Genomic DNA, 24,402 nt, shown 5'->3' on the forward strand with positions numbered 1-24,402 from the left:
GTAGGCCGCCTTCACGGGTTAATTAACACTCGTGCATAGGATGCCAGATCACTTGCCAGCAAGCCACGCTCACCCGTTGCTTTAGCCGCTTCATCGCCTGCTAGCGCATGCACCATCACCCCAAGCCATGCTCCGCGCTCCCTATTGTCGCTCTGAGCAACCAGCGTGCCCAGCATCCCGCTCAGCACATCCCCCATGCCGCCGCTAGCCATGCCAGGATTGCCATAGGGACAGATGACTAACCCACTGGGGCCAGCCACTAAGCTCCCCGCCCCCTTTAAAATTACGACACCGCCCCGTGCTTGCTGCAAGGCTCGGGCTGCCGCTGGGCGATCCGCCTGAATATCGGCGACGGAACAGCCTAGCAACCGAGCCGCCTCCCCCGGATGCGGGGTTAATACCCAGTTATCACGACGCACACTGGGCCAACGACTAGCCAACAAATTGAGCGCATCCGCGTCAACAATTAACGGCACGTCTGATTGCAAAGCACTTTGCAGTATCGCTTGCCCCCAGGCTCCCTGCCCGAGCCCCGGCCCAACAACGACCACATCTGCCTGGCAAGGCAGTTGGGCTGCATCAGCGCCACCGCGAATGCCGTGGGCCATTACCTCAGGACAACGCATCAAACTGGCGGCCACATGTTCAGGCGCCGTTGCCAAGCTGACCTTGCCGGCGCCTAAACGTGCGGAGGCTTGTGAGGCGAGCAACGCCGCACCACCAAATCCTGGTGCGCCGCCCATTACCACCACATGCCCCAGATCACCTTTATGACTAATACGGGGGCGCGGCGTAAACACCTCACCCAAAAGCTCATCATCCAAACGCCATGCGCTAGGTGGGATATCAACAAACGCTTGCGCTTTTACACCTAGCGGACGAAAGTCAATTTCGCCGGTGTAAGCGGGTGCGTCGCCAGTATGCAAGCCTATTTTGTCGCCTATAAACGTCACCGTGCAGGCCGCATTGACGGCCAGCCCCATAGCAGCCCCCGTGTCTGCCGAGATTCCAGAGGGAATATCCAGCGCCAATACCGGCTGATGCGACGCATTAATCGCTTCAATCACTTGCCTGATTTCTCCGGCAACATCCCCCGACAGCCCAGTACCGAGCAGTGCATCAACAATCACCTCACCCACTAAGGTGGTGTTTGACTGCCACTGGTCCAAGCCGACGCCCGCCGCTGAGGCTAGTTCGGCAGCGCGGGCAACATCCCCCGTCAACGCCTCTAAAGGCCTAAGTGAAATGCGCTGCACTTTAAGCCCGGACTGCATGGCCAACGCCGCAAGCACATGGCCATCACCACCGTTATTACCGCTCCCACACAGCACTGTCACACTTCGTGCATGCGGCCAGCGGGAGCGAAAACTGTGCCATGCGCTGGAGGCTGCTCGCTGCATTAAGGCAAAACTTTCAATGCCGCCAGCAATTGTACGCCGATCAAGCTCACGCACCTGAGCCGCTGTATAAAGGGGGCGTAGCGAGGAAGTACTTAACGTGGGCACGATCTCTCCTTAATCTGGTGACAGTTGGGCACTAGTAGGTTGATAACCACTTATGCGTTAGCATAGCGCGCTTAACGCGCTACCGTTGATTTACCATGCAAAACTCCACCACCTTTTCACTATCTGATGATGACTTAACGCACCTTGCAGCCCTGATCAAAACATGGGGACGAGAGTTAGGTTTCCAGCAAGTCGGCATTACAGACACTCAGCTAGCCGTTCATGAAAAACACCTAGCTACTTGGCTTGAAAAAGGTTACCACGGTGACATGAGCTTTATGGCGAAACATGGTACCAAACGCACCCGCCCGGAGGAGCTTGAGCCGGGTACCCAGCGAGTTATTAGTGTGCGCATGGACTATTTACCCGCTGAAGTAGAAAGTACCAAAGTGCTGGGGCAACCTAGCCGTGCCTATGTTTCACGCTATGCACTGGGCCGCGACTATCATAAATTAATACGCAAACGTTTGGCGCAACTCGCTAAAAAAATCGAGCAGCAGGTCGGCGCGTTTGGTTATCGCGCATTTGTAGACTCAGCGCCCGTTATGGAGCGCGCCCTAGCGCAAAAAGCAGGCCTTGGTTGGTTTGGTAAAAATGCCATGTTACTCAACCCCAAGGCGGGCTCGCTTTTTTTCCTCGGTGAGCTGTATACCGACTTGCCACTGCCTATCGACACACCATTTACCCAGCAGCACTGTGGCAGCTGTAGCGCCTGTCGCACCGCCTGCCCAACCGGTGCCATTGTCGATGACAAGGTCGTCGACTCGCGCAAATGCATCTCTTATCTGACTATTGAGCTCCACGGCGCGATACCTACTGAGTTTCGCCGCGCCATGGGCAATCGTATTTACGGTTGCGACGACTGTCAGTTGGTGTGTCCTTTCACTCGCTTCACCCGCGTTACTCAGGAAGATGACTTTGCACCACGCCATGACCTTGACCGCGCCGACCTCCTTAACCTGTTCGCCTGGGGCGAAGACGAATTTTTGGATAAAACCGCAGGCAGCCCCATCCGGCGTATTGGCTACGAACGCTGGCTGCGTAATATCGCTATCGGACTGGGCAATGCCCCCTGGAGTCGCGCGGTAGAGGCAGCTTTGTGGGCCAGAAGAGCCTACCCGAGTAGCTTGGTGCGTGAGCACGTTGCTTGGGCGCTTGAGGAGCAGCGCCTCAAGCGCGGGGCGAAAATTGCCACTGATGGCGTTTAGCCACTTTTCTAAACGACCTTACTCCTCTTCATCTGTTAGCGTTTCGAGGCGTAAGAACGTACTGCGATAGTGAGCCAACTCGGCAATCGACTCCTTGATGTCATCCATCGCCAGATGGACATTCTGTTTTTTAAATCCTGCTAAGGCCCCCGGGTTCCAGCGTTTTGCCAACTCCTTAACGGTCGATACATCCAAATTGCGGTAGTGGAAAAATGCCCAAAGATGCGGCATTTCGCGCTCAAGGAAACGTCGATCCTGGTGAATACTATTGCCACACATAGGCGATGAGCCAGACACCACATAGCGGCGCAGAAAATCGAGCGTTTGCTGCTCGGCCTCAGCGGTAGTCACAGTGCTCGCTTTGACGCGTGCAACCAGCCCGCTCTCCCCATGGGTCTTCTGATTCCAGTCATCCATTTGTGCCAGCTGGCTATCAGGCTGCTTCACCGCAATCACCGGCCCTTCCGCTACGACGTTTAAATCGGCATCGGTAATCAGTGTGGCCACTTCAATGATGCGCTCTTTGTTTGGATCCAGACCGGTCATTTCCAAGTCTATCCACACTAGCAAATCATCTCGCGGGATAGCGTTGTCAGCAGTTTGCTCACTCATTACGTTCATTCCTTAGCCGGTACCGCCACTTAATACGGCGATTAGAGTTAAAGTGTGGCTTATATTGCCTTAACCAGCACCCAATACAGGACAGTGGACTGCCCAGATGAGTACAATGCCATTATTGTACCGAGCATCAGGTGGTCATGAGCAAACGTAAATTAAGTCGCCAGCAACAGTGGCGAGTCGATAAAGTCCAAGCGGAACGTGCACAACGTGCTGAAAAGCGCGATGTGAAAGACGCTGAAAAACTTGCCGCTGGCGAATATGGTGCCGAACAGCCAGGCCGAGTTATGGCTCACTTCGGGCGAACATTAGAAGTACGCGATGCCGACGGTACCCCCGTGCGCTGCCATCTTCGCGCCAACCTAGATGGCTTGGTCACCGGCGATCGAGTGATTTGGCGAGCAGGCCAGGATGGCTCTGGCGTCGTCGTGGCCCGCGAGGAGCGCGACAGCGTGCTAAAGCGCCCAGACCCGCGGGGCCAGCTTAAACCCGTGGCGGCTAACATCGATCAATTGCTGATTGTCTTTGCGGTAGAGCCCGCTCCTCATCCCAATCTGATTGACCGTTATTTGGTCGCCGCCGAAGCAACAGGCATTGCCCCCGTACTAGTGCTTAACAAAACCGACCTGCTACCAGAAGGTGGTGGCCAACTAGGGGAGCTGCTTGAGCGCTACCACTCTCTGGGCTACACCGTAGTGCGCACCACAACTGCCAATCAAACAGGCTTAGACGATCTGCGCCAGCAGCTTGAAGGTCGAACATCTGTGTTTGTTGGCCAGAGTGGCGTGGGCAAATCATCACTAATTGATCTTCTGCTACCCGATGAAACTTTGCGTATTGGCGCTCTGTCAGAAGATTCGCGTAAAGGCACTCACACCACGACCACCGCTCGGCTTTATGCGATGAGTAGTGACGAAGTGGCTAACGGCGAACTGATTGATTCACCGGGTATTCGCGAGTTTGGCTTGATCCATCTTGATGAACAGGAAGTGACCGATGGATTTATTGAGTTTCATCCGTTCATTGGCCATTGCCGCTTCCGAGATTGTCGCCACCGCAACGAGCCTGGCTGCGCTTTACTAGAAGCCGTCGAGGCAGGCAAGATTCATCCAGAACGCTTTGCCAGCTATCGGCGTATTCTCGATAGCTTAAACGCATAATTTTTATTAGCTTGATGCCTGATATATCAATTGCTAAGCATAGGGAGCTGTCAATGAGCACCGCTAGCCATTCATCGGAAACCAACCTACTGCCGCTGATTGTTGAGCCCGAGCAGCTTCAAGAACACCTGGATAATCCACAGCTGCTAATTATCGATGCCCCAGTGAATGGCGATAGCTATCGCCAAGGCCATGTACCGGGTGCTATTTACCTTGATTTTCGCTACCTAATGCGTGGCGAAGGGCCGGTACCCAACGATGTGCCGAGCACTGAGTTTCTCTCACGACTGTTCAGCGCACTTGGCCTAACCCGGGATACTCACGTCGTCGCTTATGATGATGAGGGCGGCGGCTGGGCGGCACGACTGCTATGGACACTGGAGCTAATCGGCCACACCCGTTACTCGTATTTGAATGGCGGTATCCATGCATGGAGAGATTCCGGCTTAGCAGAAAGCACTGAATCCACCGCCCCAACACCCAGTGAATACCGAGCGGAGATCTTAAACCCGCATGCTTTAATCACCTGCGATGAAATCAAACAAAAGCTCGAAGACAAGCAGTTCGCTGTTTGGGATGCTCGCTCTAAAGGCGAGTTTGATGGTGAAAAAGGCAACAATAAGCACCTTGGCCACATTCCGGGAGCGGTTAACATGGACTGGCTCAACGCCATGGATCGCAATCGCGCGCTTCGCATCCGCGATTACGCTGAGCTAATAACCGAACTAGGCGCGCTCGGCCTGACGCCTGACATGGAAATTGCTACTCATTGCCAAAGCCACCATCGCAGTAGCTTCACGTGGTTAGTCGGCAAGGCACTAGGCTTTAATATGCGTGGTTATGCGGGCTCTTGGGGCGAATGGGGCAACCGCGACGATACACCGATTGAGAAGTGAAAATACAACTGTGACTGTTTCCCAAAAAGCGTTTTCCCTAATTCAGTACCCGCTTCCTCACCACGCGCTGTCGCGCTTAACGGGTCAGCTCGCTAAGTGCGATGCCCCTTCGGTGAAGAACACGTTAATTAAGACGTTTATCAAACGATTCGATGTGGATATGAGCCAAGCGCTGGAGCCAGACCCCAGCGCTTATGCAACGTTTAATGACTTTTTCACTCGCGCGTTGAAGGCCGATGCCCGCCCCTTGGGAGCAGGCCTGCTAAGCCCTGCTGATGGCACCCTGTCACAGTTCGGCCGCTTACAAGCAGGCCAGTTAGTGCAAGCGAAAGGCCACACGTTTTCTGCTCAAACCCTGCTAGGTGGCGACAGCACGCTAGCCGAAGAGTTTATGGGCGGCAGTTTTGCGACGGTTTACCTCTCGCCACGAGATTACCACCGCGTACATATGCCGGTCACAGGTACCCTGCGCGAGATGATTTATGTGCCGGGGCGGCTCTTCTCGGTCAACCAAGCAACCGCTAACTACGTGCCAGGACTGTTTGCGCGTAACGAGCGACTGGTGTGTATTTTCGATACCGAGCACGGCCCATTGGCCATGGTATTGGTAGGTGCAATGATCGTCGCGGCGATCGAGACTGTCTGGGCAGGCCAAGTGACACCGCTTTCAGGCCACCCCCAGCGCATGCGCTTCGGGCAACCCATCACGCTTGAAAAAGGCGCTGAAATGGGCCGCTTCAAACTGGGTTCAACGGTGGTGATGTGCTTTGCCAAGCCAGTCGCGTTTGAAGACAACCCGCTGGGCGCCAAGGTACAAATGGGCCAAACACTGGGCGAGCCTTAAACGCGAGAAATTAGTGCTAACAATTAGCTGTTGAAAATGTAAGCACGTCTTCCAGGCGTGCCTTACCCAGCGCCAACTGAATAAGACGATCCATACCCAATGCCACCCCCGCGCTTGCAGGCATTCCATGATCTAGCGCTGCGAGCAGCTGCTCATCAATATCCACTTCAGATAAACCTAAACGGCGGCGCTCGGCATTATCCTCACTGAAACGCAGCCGCTGCTCCTCAGCATCAACCAGCTCATCATAGCCATTTGCCAGCTCGACACCGTTGATATAAAGCTCAAAGCGAGAGGCCACCCACTCACCATCTGCGTCTTGATGGCGGCGCGCTAAGGCCGCTTGACTGGCAGGATAATCCAACACAACGCTCAGTTCATTTTGGCCAAGCGTGGGCTCAATCACCATACTCATTAACAAATCGAGACAAGTATCGCGACTCTCTTCTGTTAACGCATGCGCCGGCATCTGGCCACGCTCTGCAGCCAATGTGCGCAATATGTCAATAGAGGTCGTAAAGGGGTCTACCGCCAAGTAGGTATGAAACAACTCTCGGTAACGGTAATGCACCACGGGGCCCGCGAAGCTCGGCATTATGTTAGCAACCAGCGTGGTCGTCTCATCAATCAACTGCGCCAGGGTAAACCCCGGGCGGTACCACTCAAGCATAGTGAATTCAATATTATGGCGGCTGCCAATTTCACCATCACGAAAACTTTTAGCGAGTTGAAAAATCGGTCCACTACCTGCGGCCAGCAAGCGCTTCATATGAAACTCGGGCGACGTCTGCAGCCATAGCCGACGCTGGCCTTTATCCGTACGTGCCATGCTAGAGAGCGAGACTAAGTGCACATCGGTACTGCCTCCCTGCCCCAACACCGGCGTTTCCACTTCCAACACATCCCGCTCAGCAAAAAATGCACGCACCTCAGCGAGTAAGCGCGCACGCTCGCGCAACGTTTCGATACTTGCCGTTGGCTGCCAGCTAGCCGTCATTTACGCCCCCTCCAATGCTATAAAGCCACGCATGGTGATCACGTGGCTTTATCAAGTAGATGCTTTCGCGGCTAACTAACTACCGGTCACACGGCAGCGCTTATGCTCGAGAAACACTTATGCTCGAGAAACACTTATGCTCGGGAAACATAGTCACCAGAGCGCGTATCAATCTTCAGCACTTCACCCTGGTTGATAAACAACGGTACGCGCACAACCGCACCGGATGACAGCGTGGCAGGCTTAGAACCACCCTGGGCAGTGTCGCCTTTCAAACCTGGGTCCGTCTCAACCACTTCCAGTTCAATGAAGTTGGGCGGTGTAACGGAAATCGCTTTATCGTTCCAAAGCGTAATAATATAAGGCACCTGCTCCTTGAGCCATTTTTCAGTATCGCCCAACGCTTTCTTTTCAACGGCGTACTGCTCAAAGGAGCCATCCGTCTTCATGAAATACCACATGTCACCGTCGGTGTAGAGATATTCCATCTCCAAATCCATGACATCGGCACCTTCCAGTGAGTCACCGGATTTGAAAGTACGCTCGCCAACACGGCCAGTCATCAAGTTGCGTAGCTTAACGCGGTTAAATGCCTGCCCCTTGCCTGGCTTGACCAGTTCGTTCTCGACGATAGAACAAGGATCGCCGTCGAGCATTACTTTCAAACCGCCTTTGAATTCATTGGTAGAATAGTTCGCCATGATGCCTCTCAGTGTTTTATTTCAGTAACGTAGTGCGCGAAGCCATGCTTCGCCGTTGATAATGTCGTTGTATACGTCGTCTAATAAGTGCGCGCATGATAACCCGAAGGAGGGCTTTTTTGCAGGAGAACATTATTATCGCTGATAAGCGCCAGTCTACCCAGATTTACGCGTCATGGCAGCGGCAGCTTTCCCAAGCGATTCGCGACCCAGCCACACTGTGCAAGCGTTTAAACTTGGACGACAGCTGGCTACCTGGTGCTGCTACTGGGCACCAGCTGTTTGAGATCTGTGTTCCCGACGCCTATCTTACGCGCATTGCCCCCAACGATCCCAATGACCCTCTGCTCCGCCAAGTACTGCCGGTAAGCGATGAAGCTGCAACACCGCAAGGTTACGTCACCGACCCGCTAGAAGAAGCAGAGCATCAGCCGGTTAAGGGGCTTATTCATAAGTACGCTAACCGCGTGCTGTTAATTGCCAGCCCTAACTGTGCAATTAACTGCCGCTACTGCTTCCGGCGCCATTTTCCCTACAGTGACAACTCTCCTTCCAGAGCACAGTGGCAGGAAGCGTTGGATTACCTGCGCATCGATACCAGCCTAAACGAAGCGATTCTTTCTGGCGGTGACCCGTTGGCCGCCAACGATCGCCAACTGGCGTGGCTGGTGGAGCAGCTTGAAAATATTCCGCATCTCAAACGGCTACGCATCCATACACGTCTACCCGTGGTGATTCCCGACCGGATTGATGATGCTCTTGTTGGCTGGCTAGCGGCGACGCGTTTGCAAAAAGTCATGGTACTGCATATTAACCACGCCAATGAGATTGACCAAGCGGTCATCAATGCCTGTACACGTTTAAAACAAGCAGGTGTGACGCTGCTTAACCAAAGCGTGTTACTACGCGGAATAAACGATAGCGTCAGCACCTTGGCGACGCTGTCAGAACGCCTGTTTGAAGCGGGCGTGCTGCCCTACTATTTGCATGTGGTCGACCCGGTGCAAGGTGCCGCCCATTTTGACGTCCCCGATGCGGAAGCCAAAGCACTGGTTAAGCAGCTACTTGAACACTTGCCAGGTTTTTTAATGCCACGCTTAGTGCGCGAAGTGCCTGGCAAAGCTAGCAAAACCCCTCTCTAGCATCACCAGGTAGCAAGCTAGTTACCTTAACCGCCTATAAGGAGGCCAACGCCTCCTTATAGGTCTGCTAGCGATCACGTCCAAATCGGGTATTTACCCTAGCGTTTCTGCCGTAACATTGGCAGCCGGTGCTTGGTTGGAGTGGTGACGGTTAATAGCGCTGAGTACACCTTTCATCGATGCGCTGGTGATGCTTTCGTCGGTGCCCACACCAAACACTGCCTTACCATCAATGCGCACCTCAACATAGGCGATTGCTTCAGCATCGGCCCCTTGTCCGCGGGAGTGCTCATGGTAATCAATTATTTCCACCTCTTGGCCGCTAGCCACCAGCGCTTTGACAAACGCGGCCAAGGGGCCGTTACCCTCACCAGTTACCGTTTGGCGCTCACCTTGGCTTTCCAGTATCGCTTCAAGCGCAACTTTTGGGCTTTCAGGCTCAGAGGAAAGGCGATGACTTATCAGCGCTAGCGGCGAATGCTGCTCTAAGTACTCATCAGCAAATGCCTGGTAAATCATTTGTGAGGTAATTTCGCGCCCCGTGCGATCAGCGACTTCCTGTACGACTTGGCTAAATTCAATCGACAGACGACGCGGCAGTTCTATGCCGTGCTCCTGTTCCAGCAGATAGGAAATACCGCCTTTTCCAGACTGACTGTTAACGCGAATTACTGCTTCATAGCTACGCCCCACATCCAGCGGGTCGATGGGTAAATAGGGGACATCCCAAGGAGCCTCAGGATGAGCACGACGATCGGCCATGCCTTTTTTAATCGCATCCTGATGCGAGCCTGAAAACGCGGTAAATACTAAGTCGCCAACATAGGGATGGCGTGGATGGACGGGTAACTGATTGCAGTACTCAACCTCACGCATAATGGGCGTAATATTGGAGAAGTCCAGGTTCGGGTGAACGCCTTGAGTATAAAGGTTCATCGCAAGCGTCACGATATCCACGTTCCCAGTACGCTCGCCATTGCCAAACAGCGTACCTTCCACCCGATCAGCACCGGCCATTAGCGTCAATTCTGCTGCCGCTACGCCAGTACCGCGGTCATTATGCGGGTGCACACTGACAATCAGCGTGTCGCGCTTTTTAACATGACGACAGAACCATTCAATCTGGTCGGCGTAGTTATTGGGTGTTGCGACTTCTACGGTGGCCGGTAAGTTAACGATCATCCGGTTATCAATGCTAGGCCCGAAGGTATCCATCACCGCTTCGACAATTTCCACCGCAAAGTCCATCTCCGTGGTGGTGAATAGCTCGGGCGAGTACTGGAAAGTCCAATGGGTGTCTGGATTAGCGGCCATTAAATCGCGGATTTGCGCCGTTGCATCAACAGCAATCTGAATGCACTCTGTTTTGTCCACATTAAACACTACCCGTCGAAACATCGGGTCTGTGGCATTATAGACGTGCACAATGGCATTTTTAGCGCCTTTAAGGGCTTCGAACGTGCGTTCAATTAAATGCGGGCGCGCCTGAGTCAGCACTTGAATCGTCACATCATCAGGAATCTTATCCTGCTCAATCAATGAACGGACAAAGTCGAAGTCGGTTTGTGATGCCGATGGGAAGCCCACCTCAATCTCTTTAAACCCCACTTTTAGCAGCAGGTCGAACAAGCGCTGCTTGCGCTCTTGATCCATGGGATCAATTAACGACTGGTTACCATCACGTAAATCGACACTGCACCATACAGGGGGCATTTCGATGCGCTGGTTAGGCCAACGGCGATCAGGCAATTCAACGGCCACGAAGGGACGATATTTTTTAGAGGGATCGGACAGCATCATGGCGTCGCTCCTGTCGTTAATCTGTTGTTGGCAGCCCTGTTTTCGGCAACCCAGTTTTAGGTTAGTCGGCCTGGTCACTTGAAGTTGATGCAGTGCCTTTATGGGCCATGGCGGCCTCCATACGATCAAGCTGGGCTTTTAACGTATGCACGTCGCTACGCAACGCTTGAAGCTGAGCAGAATCTCCTTCCCCGCTATCCAACTCCATCTGCGCGCTCTCCCTTTGCATAACATCGAGCACGATACCAATCATCATATTGAGGAAAATAAACGCGGTTAGGAATATAAACGTCAAATAATAGACCCAGCTCCAAGCATAGACTTCTTGGGTGGCATACATAACGTCAGTCCAATCTTCAAACGTGGCGATGCGAAACAGCGTAAGCATCGCCACGGAAATATTACCCCACAAGAAGTCGTCAACGTTATGGAATAAAAAGCTACCAAAGGCCGCATAGATATAAAAGATGATAAACATCAGCAGTGCGACATAGCCCATCCGGGGTATCGACTTCACCAACGCGCCCAACAACATTTGCAGCTCAGGAATCATCGACACCAAGCGCAAAACACGGAAAATTCGCAGCAACCGTGCCAGCAGCACCATCTCTGAGTCGTCCATGGGGATCAGGCTAGCGGTCACTATCAGAAAATCGAAAACATTCCAACCCTTCTTAAAAAAGCTGACTAAGTTGCGCTCGGCTGCCATTCTGATCAAAATCTCAATCAGAAAGAACACGGTTACGGCAATATCAAGATAAAGCAGCCACTGCTCTATTCGGGAGGTTTCTTCATAGGTTTTCGCGCCGATTACTAAGGCAGAAATCACAATGATGGAAATCACAGCGCCTTCAAACAGCTTGTTTGAACGCAGCTTTTCGAAGCGGGCTTGCCAGGTATTGAATGGTTCACTCATGGAACAGGGAGTCTCTAAAACGGTTAACGGTACCACTTTATACTAAAATCACGTACTTACTATACAAGTGATATCTTGTTGTTTCACTTGATGTATCTCCGCCATCCAGGTAGCCATTGCCGCCTTGGTGTTTCACGATTTTTTTGCGCTGGATAAGCCCATGACACTGCTGTGGATAGCCCTACTGCCCCTGCTAGGCGTGCTGGTGCCGGCATTCAATGCCAAACGCGGCCGCACCCTGTGTTCGCTAGCGACAAGCATACTGCCCGCTGTTGCCCTGCTGCTGACACTGTTGCAGATCCCTGCCCTGTTAAAAGGCGAAGCGCTGCGTTTTAACGCGGCATGGATGCCTGAGCTAGGCCTTGAGCTGGCATTTCGTTTAGATGGCCTGTCGTTGCTGTTTAATCTTTTGATTATTGGCATCGGTCTGCTGATTTTATTGTATGCACATTTTTACCTAGACAAAGAGGAGCCATTTGGACGTTTTTATGCCTTTCTGATGCTGTTTATGGCATCGATGGTGGGCATTTCGATGTCAGACAACCTCATCTTACTCTGGTTATTCTGGGAACTAACCAGCCTTTCGTCATTTTTGCTGATTGGCTTTTGGTCGTACCGTACTGATGCCCGCAAAGGTGCCCGCATGGCGCTAACCGTTACCGGTGCTGGCGGTTTGGCTCTGTTAGCTGGCCTGCTACTGCTGGGGGATATGGCCGGCAGCTATCGGATGGATGATGTGCTTAGCAGCGGCGCTGCCATCGTCGCCGATCCTCGCTATCCGCTGATGCTTGGGCTGGTGCTACTCGGTGCATTTACCAAATCGGCTCAGTTTCCCTTCCAGTTTTGGCTACCTCATGCGATGGCGGCCCCGACGCCAGTCTCAGCGTATCTGCACTCAGCCACCATGGTAAAAGCAGGTATTTTTCTGATGGCCCGCTTACACCCTGCGATTGCTGGCAGCGAACTTTGGAGCGTAGTGGTGCCGCTCATAGGTACTATCACGCTACTCTACGGTGCTTGGTTCGCCCTGTTTAAGACCGACCTAAAAGGAATTCTGGCGTTCTCAACCGTCAGCCACCTAGGCTTGATCACCGTATTATTGGGTATTGGTAGCCCGATGGCGGTGTTAGCAGCGCTGTTTCATATTTTGAATCATGCGGCCTTCAAAGCGGCCCTGTTTATGAGCGCAGGAATTATCGACCATGAAACGGGTACCCGAGAGCTTAAGCAATTAGGCGGCTTGAAAAAGGCGATGCCTGTTACAGCGCTGTTGACCACATTGGCCGCCGCAGCCATGGCAGGTGTGCCGTTACTTAACGGATTCCTTTCCAAAGAGATGTTCTTTACCGAAACACTAGCCACCCCGGTACTAGGCGGGCTTAGTTGGTTACTGCCCGCGCTGGCAACGTTAGGCGGCATTCTTTCGGTGGCTTATTCACTGCGTTTGGTGCATGCGGTTTTTTATAAACCAGCCAAAGAGGCAACGCCTAAAGCGCCTCACGAACCACCGCATTTAATGCGCCTGCCCGTGGAAATCTTAGTGGCTCTATGCGTCTTAGTTGGACTCTTTCCGGCCTTTTTTGCCACCGGTATTTTACAGCTGGCGACCCATGCAGTATTGGGCGAGCCGCTTGATTTCCATTTAGCTATTTGGCATGGCATCAACTTACCATTGATGATGAGTGGGCTGGCCTTTGTGGTGGGTATCACGCTCTACTGGCGCCATAAGAATCTACGCCGTTTTGTGCAATCATTCCCCAGTATTGATGCGCGCCGCACCTTTGAGCGCTTTATCGTCACTCTGGGTTATCGCGCCGAACAGCTTATCACCAAGCTGGAAGGAAACTCGCTTCAGCGCTATATGGGTTGGTTACTTTTCGCGGCGTTACTGATGGGTGTGATTGGCCTGGCGAACATTGAAGGCCTAACCGGTTCAAAAGGTAATCAACCAATTGATGGTATCGTTTTATTAGGTGCCGGCATGCTGATCTTTGGGGGAATAGCAACAGCCGCAGCCCATCGATACCGGTTGATCTCATTGCTGATGCTTTCGGTCGTAGGCTTATTCGTTGCGCTCACCTTTGCACGCTTTTCTGCCCCAGATTTAGCACTGACACAGCTATCGGTAGAGGTTGTTACCATGATACTGCTGATGTTAGCGCTATTTTTCTTACCCCAAAAAACGCCGCGTGAATCAAGCCCCAAGCGCAACGTCCGGGATATGTTACTGGCAGGTGCATTAGGCTTAGTGGTAGCGAGCCTTAACTATGCGGTGATGACCCGTGAAACGCTGTCAATTTCTGAGTTTTTCGTTGAAAACAGCAAACCTGGCGGCGGTGGATATAACGTTGTCAACGTGATCTTGGTCGACTTCCGTGGTTTCGATACGCTTGGCGAGATTACGGTGCTGGCCATTGCTGGCTTAGCCATCTTTAAACTATTGAACCGGCTGCGTTTGTTTATCCCCCATAGCGATGGCGAAGGCCGTGTTTGGTCGCCTGATCGCTATCCCGCCATTTTAACGTCGATTTCTATGACGTTACTGCCCCTGGCGCTGCTGGTGTCTGCGTTTATCTTCTTGCGCGGTCATAACCAGCCTGGCGGCGGGTTTATCGCCGGATTGATCACGGCAGTCGCCCTTATCTTGCTGTATATGGCACGCGGCGTAGAGTGGGCACAAGAGCGCCTCAACTTCCCCTTCCAGCCAGTGGCGGTGGTAGGTGTTGCCATTGCAACACTTACAGGGCTAGGTAGCTGGCTTTTTGGCTATCCGTTCCTGACCTCATCATTCGGTTACTTTACGCTGCCCCTGATTGGCACCTTTGAACTGGCTACTGCCCTGCTATTTGATCTTGGCGTTTATTTAGCGGTTGTCGGTGCAACGCTGATGATTCTGGCCAACCTGGGTAAAGTCACCACCCCACACCGCCCCGTCACCGAACCCAAAACAAGCGATGATTCGAGTACGCCCACTAACAAGGAGTCCCACTAATGGAAATGCTCTATGCCATTACAACGGGCATATTAACTGCGTGCGGACTCTATCTAATACTGCGCGGGCGTACGTTTCCCGTTGTGGTGGGTCTGACGCTGCTCTCCTATGCGGTCAATCTATTTTTGTTTTCCATGGGCGGCTTAACCACGGATGGCGCCGCCCTGGTCAATGAAAGCACGGACATTGCTGACCCGCTGCCCCAGGCACTGGTATTAACAGCGATCGTGATTGGTTTTGCGATGACCGCCTTTGTGGTCATCCTGGCCATGCGTGCACGCAGCGAAGTAGGTAACGACCATGTCGACGGCAAAAAGGAAGACCACGAATGATCCAGCATCTGATTGTATTACCCGTGGTGCTACCGTTAGTCGCGGGTATTTTGTTGCTTTATCAACGCCAGGGCTTAGTACACTATAAGCGTATTGTCAGCGTTGTCGCTTCGATACTCTTGCTGCTCGTCTCAATAGCGCTGGTCAACCAAGCAGCAAGTGGTGACATTACTTACTACGCGCTGGGCGACTGGCAGCCCCCGTTTGGCGTGGTACTGGTGTTGGATCGCTTGTCGGCATTGATGTTGCTAGTCACCGCTATTTTAGCGGTCGGTGCGGTCATTTTTGCTTGCGGCGGTGATGATGAAAAAGGCAGTAACTTCCATGGCCTATTTCAATGGCAATTGCTTGGCATTAACGGGGCCTTTTTAACCGGCGACCTGTTTAACCTCTTCGTATTTTTCGAAGTACTCCTCCTGGCCTCTTACGCCTTACTGCTACACGGTGGTGGCAAAGCACGTATCCAAGCCAGTGTTCACTATGTCGTACTTAACCTAGCGGGCTCCTCACTGTTTCTAATCGCCGTAGGCATTTTATATGGTGCAACGGGCACGCTGAACATGGCCGATATGGCGCATAAGCTAGCTAGCCTGCCCGCCGAACGCGAAGGCTTAGTCACCGCCGGGGCATTAATGCTGCTGGTGGTGTTCGGTTTAAAAGCGGCTATTTTACCACTCTACTTTTGGCTTCCCCGCGCTTATGCAGCTGCTCCCGCTCCCGTGGCAGCGCTATTCGCTATTATGACGAAGGTGGGTATTTACGCGATTTTGCGCGTTTATTCACTGATATTCAGCGATCAGGCCGGTGGTTTAGTCGCATTGGAGCAGCCCTGGGTATGGTGGTTAGCGCTAGCAACGTTAGCCGCAGCGGGTGTTGGCGTTATCGCCGCACGCGATTTACGCCTGCTGGTAGCGTATCTGGTACTTATTTCGGTAGGCACGCTATTGGCTGGCATTGGCATGCGCTCTCCTGCCGCGACATCAGCACTCCTCTATTACCTCATTCACACCACGCTGATTACCGGCGGACTTTTCCTGTTAGCGGAAATGATTGGCCTACAGCGGGGCAAACCCGGCACGCGCATTGTTAAAGGCCGACCATTGGTGCAAGGCAATGCACTGGCGCTGACCTTTTTTATCGGTGCTATTGCCGTGGCCGGGTTACCGCCGCTATCCGGTGCGTTGGGGAAGGCTCTCATGCTTAACGCCGCCGAAGGTAGCGAGCGTCTGTGGCTTTGGCCGCTGCTACTATTAACGAGCCTGGCGTCGTTAATTGCGCTATCTCGCGCAGGCTCTACGCTGTTTTGGCGCAGCCACCGTGGCAGCCCAAGCGGCAGCAACCTCTCTCGTTACCAATGGATTGGTATGCTGTGGCTACTTAGCGCGGCCCCCCTAATGGTGGCCTTTGCAGGGCCCGTAAGCAGCTACACCCAAGCCACGGGAGAGCAGTTGGCCAACCCGCAGCTGTTGATTAATTCGCTTCTGCCTGATGCTGGAGACACCCAATGATTGCCCCCCGCGCTTGGCTCCCTACGCCGGTACTATCGCTGCTACTGCTGTTGGTATGGCTACTGCTTGTGCGTAGCTTTGCATTCGGCCAGATTGTGCTAGGCGGCGCGCTGGCCATCCTTATTCCGTTATTGACCCATCGCTTTTGGGACGCACGTCCTCGCATTGGCAAGCCGTTTAAACTGCTGCGTTTTGCGTTTCGCGTATTAGGCGATATCGTCATCGCCAACTTCGAAGTTGCGTACTTAATTGCTAACCCTTGGCGTAAAGTCAAACCTCACTTTATTGAATACCCGCTGATGCTTGAGGAACGCTTCACTATTACGCTTCTCGCAAGCACTATCAGCCTAACCCCAGGAACAGTTTCAGCGAACTTGAGGATGGACGGAAAATCGTTGCTCATTCATGCACTTGATGTAGACGACGAGGACGCTTTAATTGCCCAAATTCGCGAGCGCTATGAGCGCCCTCTTAAGGAGATTTACGAATGCTAAGCGCCGCACTCGTGATTGCTTTAGCGCTAGTCGTTATGGCGCTATTGATGAATCTTTATCGTCTAACCATTGGCCCCGACCTGCCTGATCGCGTACTGGCGCTCGACACTATGTATGTCAATTCAATTGCGCTGATCGTGCTGCTGGGACTATGGCTCAACAGCAAGACCTATTTTGAGTCTGCGCTGTTAATTGCCATGCTTGGTTTTATCAGCACAGTGGCCGTTTGTAAGTACATTTTACGCGGGGATATTATCGAATGAACCGTGTAACGTCTCAGGAGATGCGCCAATGTCGTTTTTTGTCGAAGCGCTGATTTCATTACTATTGGTCGCGGGCGGTATTTTCGTGTTTATCGGCTCGCTGGGTCTTGCTCATCTAAGAGACTTCTACATGCGCCTGCATGGCCCCACCAAGGCCACCACACTCGGCATAGGCTGCATGCTTGTCGCCTCAATGGGTTACTTTTGGAGTATCGATGGTAAGCCTGACGTTCAAGAACTGTTGATCACGCTGTTTTTATTCATTACCGCACCGGTAAGTGCTCACTTGCTCGCCAAAACGGGGCTTCATCTGCAACTCAAACATATAGATAAAACCCAGGGCAAACCGGTAGAACTTCGCTCAGAAGAAGTCGGTGAAAAGCCTGTCCCACACCCTGACAAGGGACATGGCTAAAAGGCAGGAACAGCCGTTCTTGACTGACAAGCGCTGGCCGAAACGCCAGCGCTTTTTATATGTCAGCGACGCGAGATAGTAGTGGGAAGCGACACTTTCCGGTAAGCTCCTTGCGTTTTGTTAGCCTGTTTTGAGGTAATTATATGTGGAGCCTGCTTAGGTTGTCGGCACTGTCATTAACCACGTTGATGATAGCGGGTTGCTCAGACCCCAAAATAGACACAAGCTCAATGCCAGCCGCCGTGGTATCCGTTGAGAAAGTTCGCGACTCACTCCCCGCCTACAAGCGCGATGAGTTTGATCAAGCATTAACGATCATTGCCATGTCATCGTTTAACGGCATCGACTTACTCAATGCTCAGCGTATGAATGCCGCCGAAATTGCCGAGTCGGCGAATGCCTACATGCATGGCCTAACGGGCGATGAGATTATAGAGCGCGCCGATAAAATGCTGCGTGAGCGCCGTGCCCGCGAACGCGAGCAGGCGCTTCAAACGCTTGATCGACTAGAAACCAAACAAGCGCGAGCAGAACACGACCAACAACAGCGCGCCCGGGTAAGCATTGAAAGCGCCGATTACTACATCAGCACCAGCCCCTATGGCGCATTCGAACCAGTCATTGACCTTCAGGTAACGAATGGCTCTGACCAAGAGGTATCGGAACTGTTTTTACACGGCGTATTGACCAGCCCAGGACACGAGACACCCTGGGTAGATGAAACGTTTTACTATGTTATTGCTGGTGGCCTAGCCCCCGGCGAGACCGCCCAATGGAGTCTTGCCCCCAACCGCTTCGGCCCCTGGGGTAATAATCAGATCCCCCGCGATTCACAGCTAACCCTAACGCTAGAGGGGGTAAATAATGCGCAAGGTGAACCCCTTTGGAACTCACCACCGCTTAGCGAAAATGAGGCCGCCAAACTAGAAGCCCTGCGCGCGGAATATGGCGGTGTTAACGGCCATACGGCCAACTAGGGCTAAGGCGGTGCTAAGGCACCGCCTGTTCACTTAGCGGCGTGATACGTCAGTCGATCAGATCAGCTTCCCGATAGCCAATTAAATACAGTACCGCATCAATTCCCAACGTTGAAATTGCTTGGCGAGCTTGCGCGCGAACCACCGGCTTGGCGCGAAACGCAATCCCCAGCCCCGCTTTTGCCAACATTTTCAGATCGTTGGCACCATCACCAACGGCAATGGTCTGCTCTAAAGTAAAGCCTTCCCGTAGCGCGATTTGCTCTAATAGATCGGCCTTGCGTTGCGCATCAACAATCGGTTCTTTCACATCACCGGTTACTTTGCCATTTTCAATGACCAGCTCGTTGGCGTGGATTTCGTCAAAACCGAGCTTTTCCTGAAGATGGCGAGCAAAGTAGCTAAAGCCCCCGGACAATATCACCGTGCGGTAACCAAAGCGCTTTAAGTTCGCCATTAGCCGCTCAACGCCGTCCATTAATGGCAGCTCGGCAGCAATCTCTTTTAAGACCGACTCATCTAGACCCGCCAGTTTACTCATACGCTCGCGGAAGCTTTCTTGAAAATCAAGCTCGCCACGCATCGCTCGCTCGGTCACCTCGGCAACTTCATCTCCAACGCCATGGCGGCGAGCCAGCTCATCAATCACCTCGGTCTTGATCAGCGTCGAGTCCATATCAAAACACACTAAACGACGATGCCGACGCCAGATAGTATCTTCTTGAATAGCAATATCGACACCATGCTGGGCACCTAGCGCAAGCGCCTTCTCGCGTAGGGTTTCTAGTTCTGCATCGCTTCCTCTGAGCCAACACTCAACGCAAGCACCGTTAGCCGGCGAATCTCCCTCAAGCGCTTCGCGGCCTGAAAGACGGTGAATTAGCTCAACGGTGAGGCCAAACTCTGCGGTCAGCGCCCCTACTTCAGCTAATATGCCGGCAGGCAGCTTGGGGGCTAACAGGCTTAAGATGAGTCTCGGTTGGCTGGCTTGCTCACTCCAGCGCTGATAATCGTCACCACTTACCGCTATTGCCTGCACGTCTAAACCGAGCGTATCTCCCGCTTCACTAAGCGCGGCTTCTAAAGCGCTGTCCTGATCAAGCCCCACCAGTATTTCCAAAGAGAGCATGCCAAACGTCACGCTTTGATTAATATCCAACAGCCGGGCACGCCCAGCCGCCAACGCATTTCCCAGGCCAGCTAACTGCCCCGGGCGCGCAACCCCGGTCGCACGAATCAAATAACGTGTTGCCATGACTTACTCCCCTGCCTCTAAACAATCTACTTTTTGGAAACCGCGGGGCAGTTTACTGCCTCGCCTACCGCGCTCACCACGATAATACGCGAGATCGTCGGCCTTCAGGGTTAGCTTACGCTTACCGGCATGAATAATGAGTTCACACCCCTCTGCCACAACGGCAATATCACGCACGAACTCTTCACGGCGAGCCGCACGCGGGCCGGGAATGTCGAGCATTTTATTGCCTTTCCCTTTAGCCATTTCAGGTAATTGGTCTAACGGGAACAGCAGCAGCCTGCCTTCATTGGAAACCGATGCAACCCAATGGCCTTGGCCTTCCGGCACTTCCACTGGCGCCATAACGCTGCACCCTTTCGGAACACTTAGCACCGCTTTACCGGCTTTATTTTTACCTGTCAGAGCCTCAAGCTGCGCGATAAAGCCATAACCACCATCACTGGCCAATACGTAGCGTTTAGTGGGCGGCGCCAGCATTAGCCCTGCCATGCGCGCACCTGCCGATACGTTGACACGGCCGGTAACCGGTTCCCCCTGACCTCGGGCACTAGGTAAGTTATGCGCCGCTAGGGTATAGGCACGGCCAGTGTCATCTAGCAGCACCAAGGGTTGATTGGTTTTACCCCGAGCCGCTAGTTGGAAACTATCGCCGGCCTTATAGGAGAGCCCTTCCGGATCAATATCATGGCCTTTCGCCGCACGAATCCAGCCTTTTTCCGACAACACGACGGTAATCGGGTCAGCGCCTAACAACTCTACTTCAGAGAGCGCTTTTGCTTCACTACGCTCAACCAGCGGCGAACGACGCGCATCACCATGCTCTTTACCCGCCGCACGGATCTCTTTTTCAATTAACGTGGTTAGCTTAGCTTCACTACCCAACAAGCCTTGCAGCGACTTGCGCTCTTTTTCCAGCTCATCTTGTTCGCCGCGAATTTTCATCTCTTCCAGCTTGGCAAGATGGCGCAGTCGCAGCTCCAGGATCGCCTCGGCTTGCCGCTCAGAAAGACCAAACGCAGCAATCAATGCTGGCTTAGGCTCATCCTCTTCACGAATAATACGGATCACTTCATCAAGGTTGAGGTAAGCCGTTAGCAGGCCTTCAAGAATATGTAGACGATCTTCGACTTTACCTAAACGATGCTCTAAACGACGGCGTACTGTCGCTCGCCTAAAGCGCAACCACTCGCTCAGCATATCGGGTAGCGGCATCACCCGGGGGCGGCCATCCAGGCCGATCACGTTCATGTTCACCCGCACGTTCTTTTCTAAATCCGTGGTGGCAAACAAGTGCGCCATCAGGGCTTCAACATCCACGCGGTTAGAACGAGGCTCAATTACCAGGCGAGTAGGCTCTTCATGGGTCGACTCATCACGCAGGTCGGCTACCATCGGCAGCTTTTTGGCCTGCATTTGCGCGGCGATCTGCTCCAGCACTTTGGCACCGCTGACCTGATAAGGCACCGCGGTAATCACGATATTGGCCTCTTCGCGCACATAGCGAGCGCGCAGCTTGACCGAACCACGACCTGACTCGTAGAGCTTACGCAGGTCTGCTTTCGGCGTGATGATTTCGGCATCGGTAGGAAAGTCGGGGGCCGGTACAAATTCCATCAGGTCGACAGTGGTCGCTGCCGGGTTCCGCAACAGGTGGCAGGTTGCCTCCACCACCTCAGACACGTTGTGAGGTGGAATATCGGTTGCCATCCCCACCGCGATGCCAGTCCCGCCGTTGAGTAACACGTGCGGCAAACGCGCTGGAAGCACTACCGGCTCTTGCATCGTGCCATCGAAATTGGGAGTCCAGTCTACGTTACCCTGACCTAACTCGCTAAGCAGCACTTCTGCAAACTTAGACAGCTTGGCTTCGGTATAGCGCATGGCGGCAAAGGATTTGGGGTCATCAGGACTCCCCCAGTTGCCTTGCCCATCTACCAGTGGATAGCGATAGCTAAACGACTGGGCCATTAGCACCATTGCTTCATAGCACGCGCCGTCGCCATGGGGGTGAAACTTACCCAGTACATCACCGACAGTACGCGCCGACTTTTTGTACTTGGCATTGGCGTGTAGCGCCAATTCACGCATGGCGTAAATAATCCGCCGCTGCACAGGTTTCATCCCATCGCCAATATTGGGCAAGGCGCGGTCTAAAATGACGTACATCGAGTAGTCGAGGTACGCTTTTTCGGTGTAATCGCGCAGGGACAGCCGTTCGACGTCACCCTCTGCTACCTGAATATCCATGTCGATCATATCCTACCTTAACAACAAAACCGCCCCAGTCGGGGCGGCTGATAAGCGGACACGCGGCCACTTAGCATGGCACGCTATGTTAATTGATACTTTTCATGCGATGCATTCGACAGTGCTGGAGCCTGGGATGCCGCTTGCGCACCGCCGTGAAACTCGTCTAGCAAGCCTTTTAAGCGCTGGGCTTGTAACGACAGTTCATTAGCAGCCCCTGCGGCTTGGCTAACCAAACCCGCATTCTGCTGGGTCACCGTATCCATCTGCGTTACCGCACGGTTAATCTCATCAATGCCATTGGTTTGTTCGCTGGAAGCTTGGCTGATTTCGCTAATGCGTGCCGTTACTTCCTCAATGGCGCCCACAATCTCTTTCATAGCCGACTCAGCTTGTTGAGCATAACCGCTGCCCGTCGCGATCTGCTCAGAGGTGGTTTTGATCAGCTCATTAATATTTCTGGCCGATGTAGCACTACGCGAAGCAAGCTCACGTACTTCACTGGCAACCACCGCAAAGCCTCTTCCGTGCTCACCCGCACGCGCTGCTTCTACTGAGGCATTCAGCGCTAATATATTGGTTTGAAAAGCAATATTTTCAATTACTTGAACAATTGAAGCGACTTCAACAGAACTTTCGTTGATCGCTTCCATGGATTGCGCCAGCCTCGATACCTGTTGGCCGCCGCGCTTCACTTTATCCGCTGACTCTTTTGCCCGCAGGTCTGCCTCTTGAGCGTTATCAGCGTTGCGCTTCACCGTAGCCGCCATCTCTTCCATCGTTGATGACGTCTCCTGAAGAGAAGCCGCCTGCTGTTCTGTTCGGCTAGAAAGCTCCGTATTACCTGCCGCAATTTCAGTAGACTCGCTGGCAATGGCATCGGCCACACTCCGCACGTCACCAAATAGCCGCTGTAGCTTCTCCGAGTATCGATTAACAGCTCGGCGCAGCTCGCCAATCTCATCCTCGCGATAGATCGTCAGCTCGCGACTCGAGTCATCCTGCCCTAGCTGATCGATTTGGCGGGTAGTACTGCGTATTTGCGCTAGCAAAATGCGACCGCCCCACCATCCAAGCCCCAGCAAGAGTGCCAGTAAGGGGACAATAAATAGCAGCAGATCACGTGTTAGCGTGCGTGCCAAAGCCGTAACCTGCTCGCTAGGCGTTACTAACCCTAGCGTCCACCCCGTACGTGGCATATCAAACAAACGCACCTCTGCAGGTTCTGCTAACACGCCTGCGTTTTCGACACTCGCTTGTTCACGGCCAGCCGTGATCGCCGTAACAACGGGCTGAAGCCAGGGCATATCACGGGCAACGTCCGCTAAACGCTTCATCTCATCCGAGGCTTGCTCTACCCCCGGCAGGTCAACGACGTTGTGTTCCTTATCTAGTACAAAGGCGTAGCCGCCTGTGCCACCGCCATTTTCTGCAAGAAACTCAGCCACACCGCCTAGCTGCATATCAATGGTCGCCACTCCTGAAAAAGCGCCATCGATATAATACGGAACACTACAGGTCACCATGGCAACCCCTGTCGCTGGGTCGCGGTACGCAGCAGACCAAACGCACTGCCCTGGCGTGGCATCGCGGGCACTGCTGTACCATGCTTCGTCATGATAAGGCGCAATAGTGCTTGCGTTGTAGTCATCCAGAAACTCCAACGTTCCCTGAGCATTCCGTGCCCAGAAAAAACTAAAGCGCTCAACACCTGGCGAAAATGCGCCTGGCTCAGGCCAAATACCGCCTCCGGCAATCGTCATATTGCCGTTATCATCGACCACATTAGGCAGTGCTTGCCGGTAAATCGCTTCATCTTGGGGAAGCGACTCGGCCAGCGCTGCTAAGCTCGAGGTATTCCCCTCGACGCGAGCCAACTGGCCATTCAGCGCATTCACGATAGAGCCACCCGTCCGCTCAATCAATGACTGGCTTGCATCGATCACCAATGGCTGGCCACGCCAAGCCATCACGCCGTAAATACTGACAGCCATGAGTAGTGTGAGCACCACTGCAGACAACGTTAACTGCCGAGAGATTGTGTTGAACAAAGTTATTCCCCTGTCTATGAGCGTTTTTTTACGCGTCTTAGTATGTAGGCTACCTATTCAACTATCGGCCAAATAACA

General features: G+C 53.2%; 21 protein-coding genes. 12 read left to right on the top strand and 9 right to left on the bottom strand.

What is annotated here, in order from left to right:
* Positions 1-11: 11 nt before the first annotated feature.
* Positions 12-1,505 carry an NAD(P)H-hydrate dehydratase gene (locus IR195_RS12890; RefSeq protein WP_206047736.1) on the bottom strand — a complete coding sequence of 498 codons (1,494 nt, stop codon included), beginning with the start codon at positions 1,503-1,505 and terminating at the stop codon, positions 12-14.
* Between the two features lie 95 nt (positions 1,506-1,600).
* On the opposite strand from IR195_RS12890, the gene queG reads away from it, so the two are divergent.
* Positions 1,601-2,713, top strand: a complete 1,113-nt coding sequence (gene queG / locus IR195_RS12895; RefSeq protein ID WP_125749257.1) for a tRNA epoxyqueuosine(34) reductase QueG — start codon at positions 1,601-1,603, stop codon at positions 2,711-2,713.
* An 18-nt stretch (positions 2,714-2,731) separates the two neighbouring features.
* Here the strand turns inward: queG and orn are convergent, their stop codons facing one another.
* Positions 2,732-3,325, bottom strand: coding sequence for an oligoribonuclease (gene orn, locus IR195_RS12900; RefSeq protein ID WP_206047737.1), 594 nt, complete (start codon positions 3,323-3,325; stop codon positions 2,732-2,734).
* A 146-nt stretch (positions 3,326-3,471) separates the two neighbouring features.
* On the opposite strand from orn, the gene rsgA reads away from it, so the two are divergent.
* From rsgA to asd, 3 genes are read left to right on the top strand one after another with little or no spacing between them, the layout of a single operon-like run.
* Entirely contained in the window at positions 3,472-4,491 is a 1,020-nt protein-coding gene (rsgA, locus tag IR195_RS12905; RefSeq protein WP_125749263.1) for a small ribosomal subunit biogenesis GTPase RsgA, read from the top strand.
* A 53-nt stretch (positions 4,492-4,544) separates the two neighbouring features.
* Positions 4,545-5,387: a sulfurtransferase gene (locus tag IR195_RS12910; RefSeq protein WP_206047738.1), complete on the top strand. Its 843-nt coding sequence runs from the start codon at positions 4,545-4,547 to the stop codon at positions 5,385-5,387.
* Positions 5,388-5,397: 10 nt separating this feature from the next.
* Positions 5,398-6,231, top strand: coding sequence for an archaetidylserine decarboxylase (gene asd / locus IR195_RS12915; protein ID WP_125749268.1), 834 nt, complete (start codon positions 5,398-5,400; stop codon positions 6,229-6,231).
* 16 nt (positions 6,232-6,247) lie between these two features.
* Here asd and epmA read toward each other — a convergent pair whose 3' ends face one another.
* Complete coding sequence (gene epmA, locus IR195_RS12920; RefSeq protein ID WP_206047739.1) at positions 6,248-7,228, bottom strand: EF-P lysine aminoacylase EpmA; 981 nt, start codon at positions 7,226-7,228, stop codon at positions 6,248-6,250.
* 134 nt (positions 7,229-7,362) lie between these two features.
* Positions 7,363-7,929 (bottom strand): elongation factor P, encoded by a 567-nt coding sequence (efp, locus tag IR195_RS12925; protein WP_038485642.1) that lies wholly within the window; start codon positions 7,927-7,929, stop codon positions 7,363-7,365.
* 119 nt (positions 7,930-8,048) lie between these two features.
* Here efp and epmB point away from each other — a divergent pair, with 119 nt between their 5' ends.
* Complete coding sequence (gene epmB, locus IR195_RS12930; RefSeq protein ID WP_206047740.1) at positions 8,049-9,071, top strand: EF-P beta-lysylation protein EpmB; 1,023 nt, start codon at positions 8,049-8,051, stop codon at positions 9,069-9,071.
* A 93-nt stretch (positions 9,072-9,164) separates the two neighbouring features.
* On the opposite strand, the gene leuA is transcribed toward epmB, so the two are convergent.
* Together leuA and IR195_RS12940 are read right to left on the bottom strand one after the other, a co-directional pair.
* A complete protein-coding gene (leuA, locus tag IR195_RS12935) occupies positions 9,165-10,871 on the bottom strand; it encodes a 2-isopropylmalate synthase (protein ID WP_206047741.1) in 1,707 nt (568 codons plus the stop codon).
* Between the two features lie 61 nt (positions 10,872-10,932).
* Complete coding sequence (locus IR195_RS12940; protein ID WP_125749280.1) at positions 10,933-11,787, bottom strand: ion transporter; 855 nt, start codon at positions 11,785-11,787, stop codon at positions 10,933-10,935.
* Positions 11,788-11,947: 160 nt separating this feature from the next.
* Between IR195_RS12940 and IR195_RS12945 the strand changes: the two genes are divergently transcribed.
* The 7 genes from IR195_RS12945 (at position 11,948) to IR195_RS12975 (ending at position 18,768) form a co-directional block, all read left to right on the top strand.
* Complete coding sequence (locus tag IR195_RS12945; RefSeq protein ID WP_125749283.1) at positions 11,948-14,779, top strand: monovalent cation/H+ antiporter subunit A; 2,832 nt, start codon at positions 11,948-11,950, stop codon at positions 14,777-14,779.
* Complete coding sequence (locus tag IR195_RS12950) at positions 14,779-15,111, top strand: Na+/H+ antiporter subunit C (protein WP_125749285.1); 333 nt, start codon at positions 14,779-14,781, stop codon at positions 15,109-15,111. Before IR195_RS12945 ends, IR195_RS12950 begins: the two co-directional genes overlap by 1 nt.
* On the top strand, positions 15,108-16,619 hold the full coding sequence (locus tag IR195_RS12955) for a monovalent cation/H+ antiporter subunit D (protein WP_206047742.1): 1,512 nt from the start codon (positions 15,108-15,110) through the stop codon (positions 16,617-16,619). The genes IR195_RS12950 and IR195_RS12955 overlap by 4 nt, the downstream gene beginning before the upstream one ends.
* Positions 16,616-17,113, top strand: coding sequence for a Na+/H+ antiporter subunit E (locus tag IR195_RS12960; protein ID WP_146943268.1), 498 nt, complete (start codon positions 16,616-16,618; stop codon positions 17,111-17,113). Before IR195_RS12955 ends, IR195_RS12960 begins: the two co-directional genes overlap by 4 nt.
* Positions 17,107-17,376 (top strand): K+/H+ antiporter subunit F, encoded by a 270-nt coding sequence (locus tag IR195_RS12965; protein ID WP_125749294.1) that lies wholly within the window; start codon positions 17,107-17,109, stop codon positions 17,374-17,376. The genes IR195_RS12960 and IR195_RS12965 overlap by 7 nt, the downstream gene beginning before the upstream one ends.
* 28 nt (positions 17,377-17,404) lie before the next feature.
* Entirely contained in the window at positions 17,405-17,791 is a 387-nt protein-coding gene (locus IR195_RS12970) for a Na+/H+ antiporter subunit G (protein WP_125749297.1), read from the top strand.
* Between the two features lie 143 nt (positions 17,792-17,934).
* Positions 17,935-18,768: a DUF6694 family lipoprotein gene (locus tag IR195_RS12975; RefSeq protein WP_338073756.1), complete on the top strand. Its 834-nt coding sequence runs from the start codon at positions 17,935-17,937 to the stop codon at positions 18,766-18,768.
* Positions 18,769-18,817: 49 nt separating this feature from the next.
* Here IR195_RS12975 and serB read toward each other — a convergent pair whose 3' ends face one another.
* The 3 genes from serB to IR195_RS12990 all read right to left on the bottom strand — a co-directional run bounded on the left by serB (position 18,818) and on the right by IR195_RS12990 (position 24,324).
* Entirely contained in the window at positions 18,818-20,023 is a 1,206-nt protein-coding gene (gene serB / locus IR195_RS12980) for a phosphoserine phosphatase SerB (RefSeq protein WP_146943266.1), read from the bottom strand.
* Positions 20,024-20,026: 3 nt separating this feature from the next.
* The gene (gene parC / locus IR195_RS12985) at positions 20,027-22,282 is read right to left on the bottom strand and encodes a DNA topoisomerase IV subunit A (RefSeq protein WP_213017518.1); all 2,256 of its coding nucleotides are present in this window, start codon (positions 22,280-22,282) and stop codon (positions 20,027-20,029) included.
* Between the two features lie 74 nt (positions 22,283-22,356).
* On the bottom strand, positions 22,357-24,324 hold the full coding sequence (locus tag IR195_RS12990) for a methyl-accepting chemotaxis protein (RefSeq protein WP_206047743.1): 1,968 nt from the start codon (positions 24,322-24,324) through the stop codon (positions 22,357-22,359).
* Between the last annotated feature and the right edge of the window lie 78 nt (positions 24,325-24,402).

The organism is Vreelandella venusta (genome assembly GCF_015689495.1).
In the GTDB taxonomy this organism is placed as follows: Bacteria; Pseudomonadota; Gammaproteobacteria; order Pseudomonadales; family Halomonadaceae; genus Vreelandella; species Vreelandella venusta.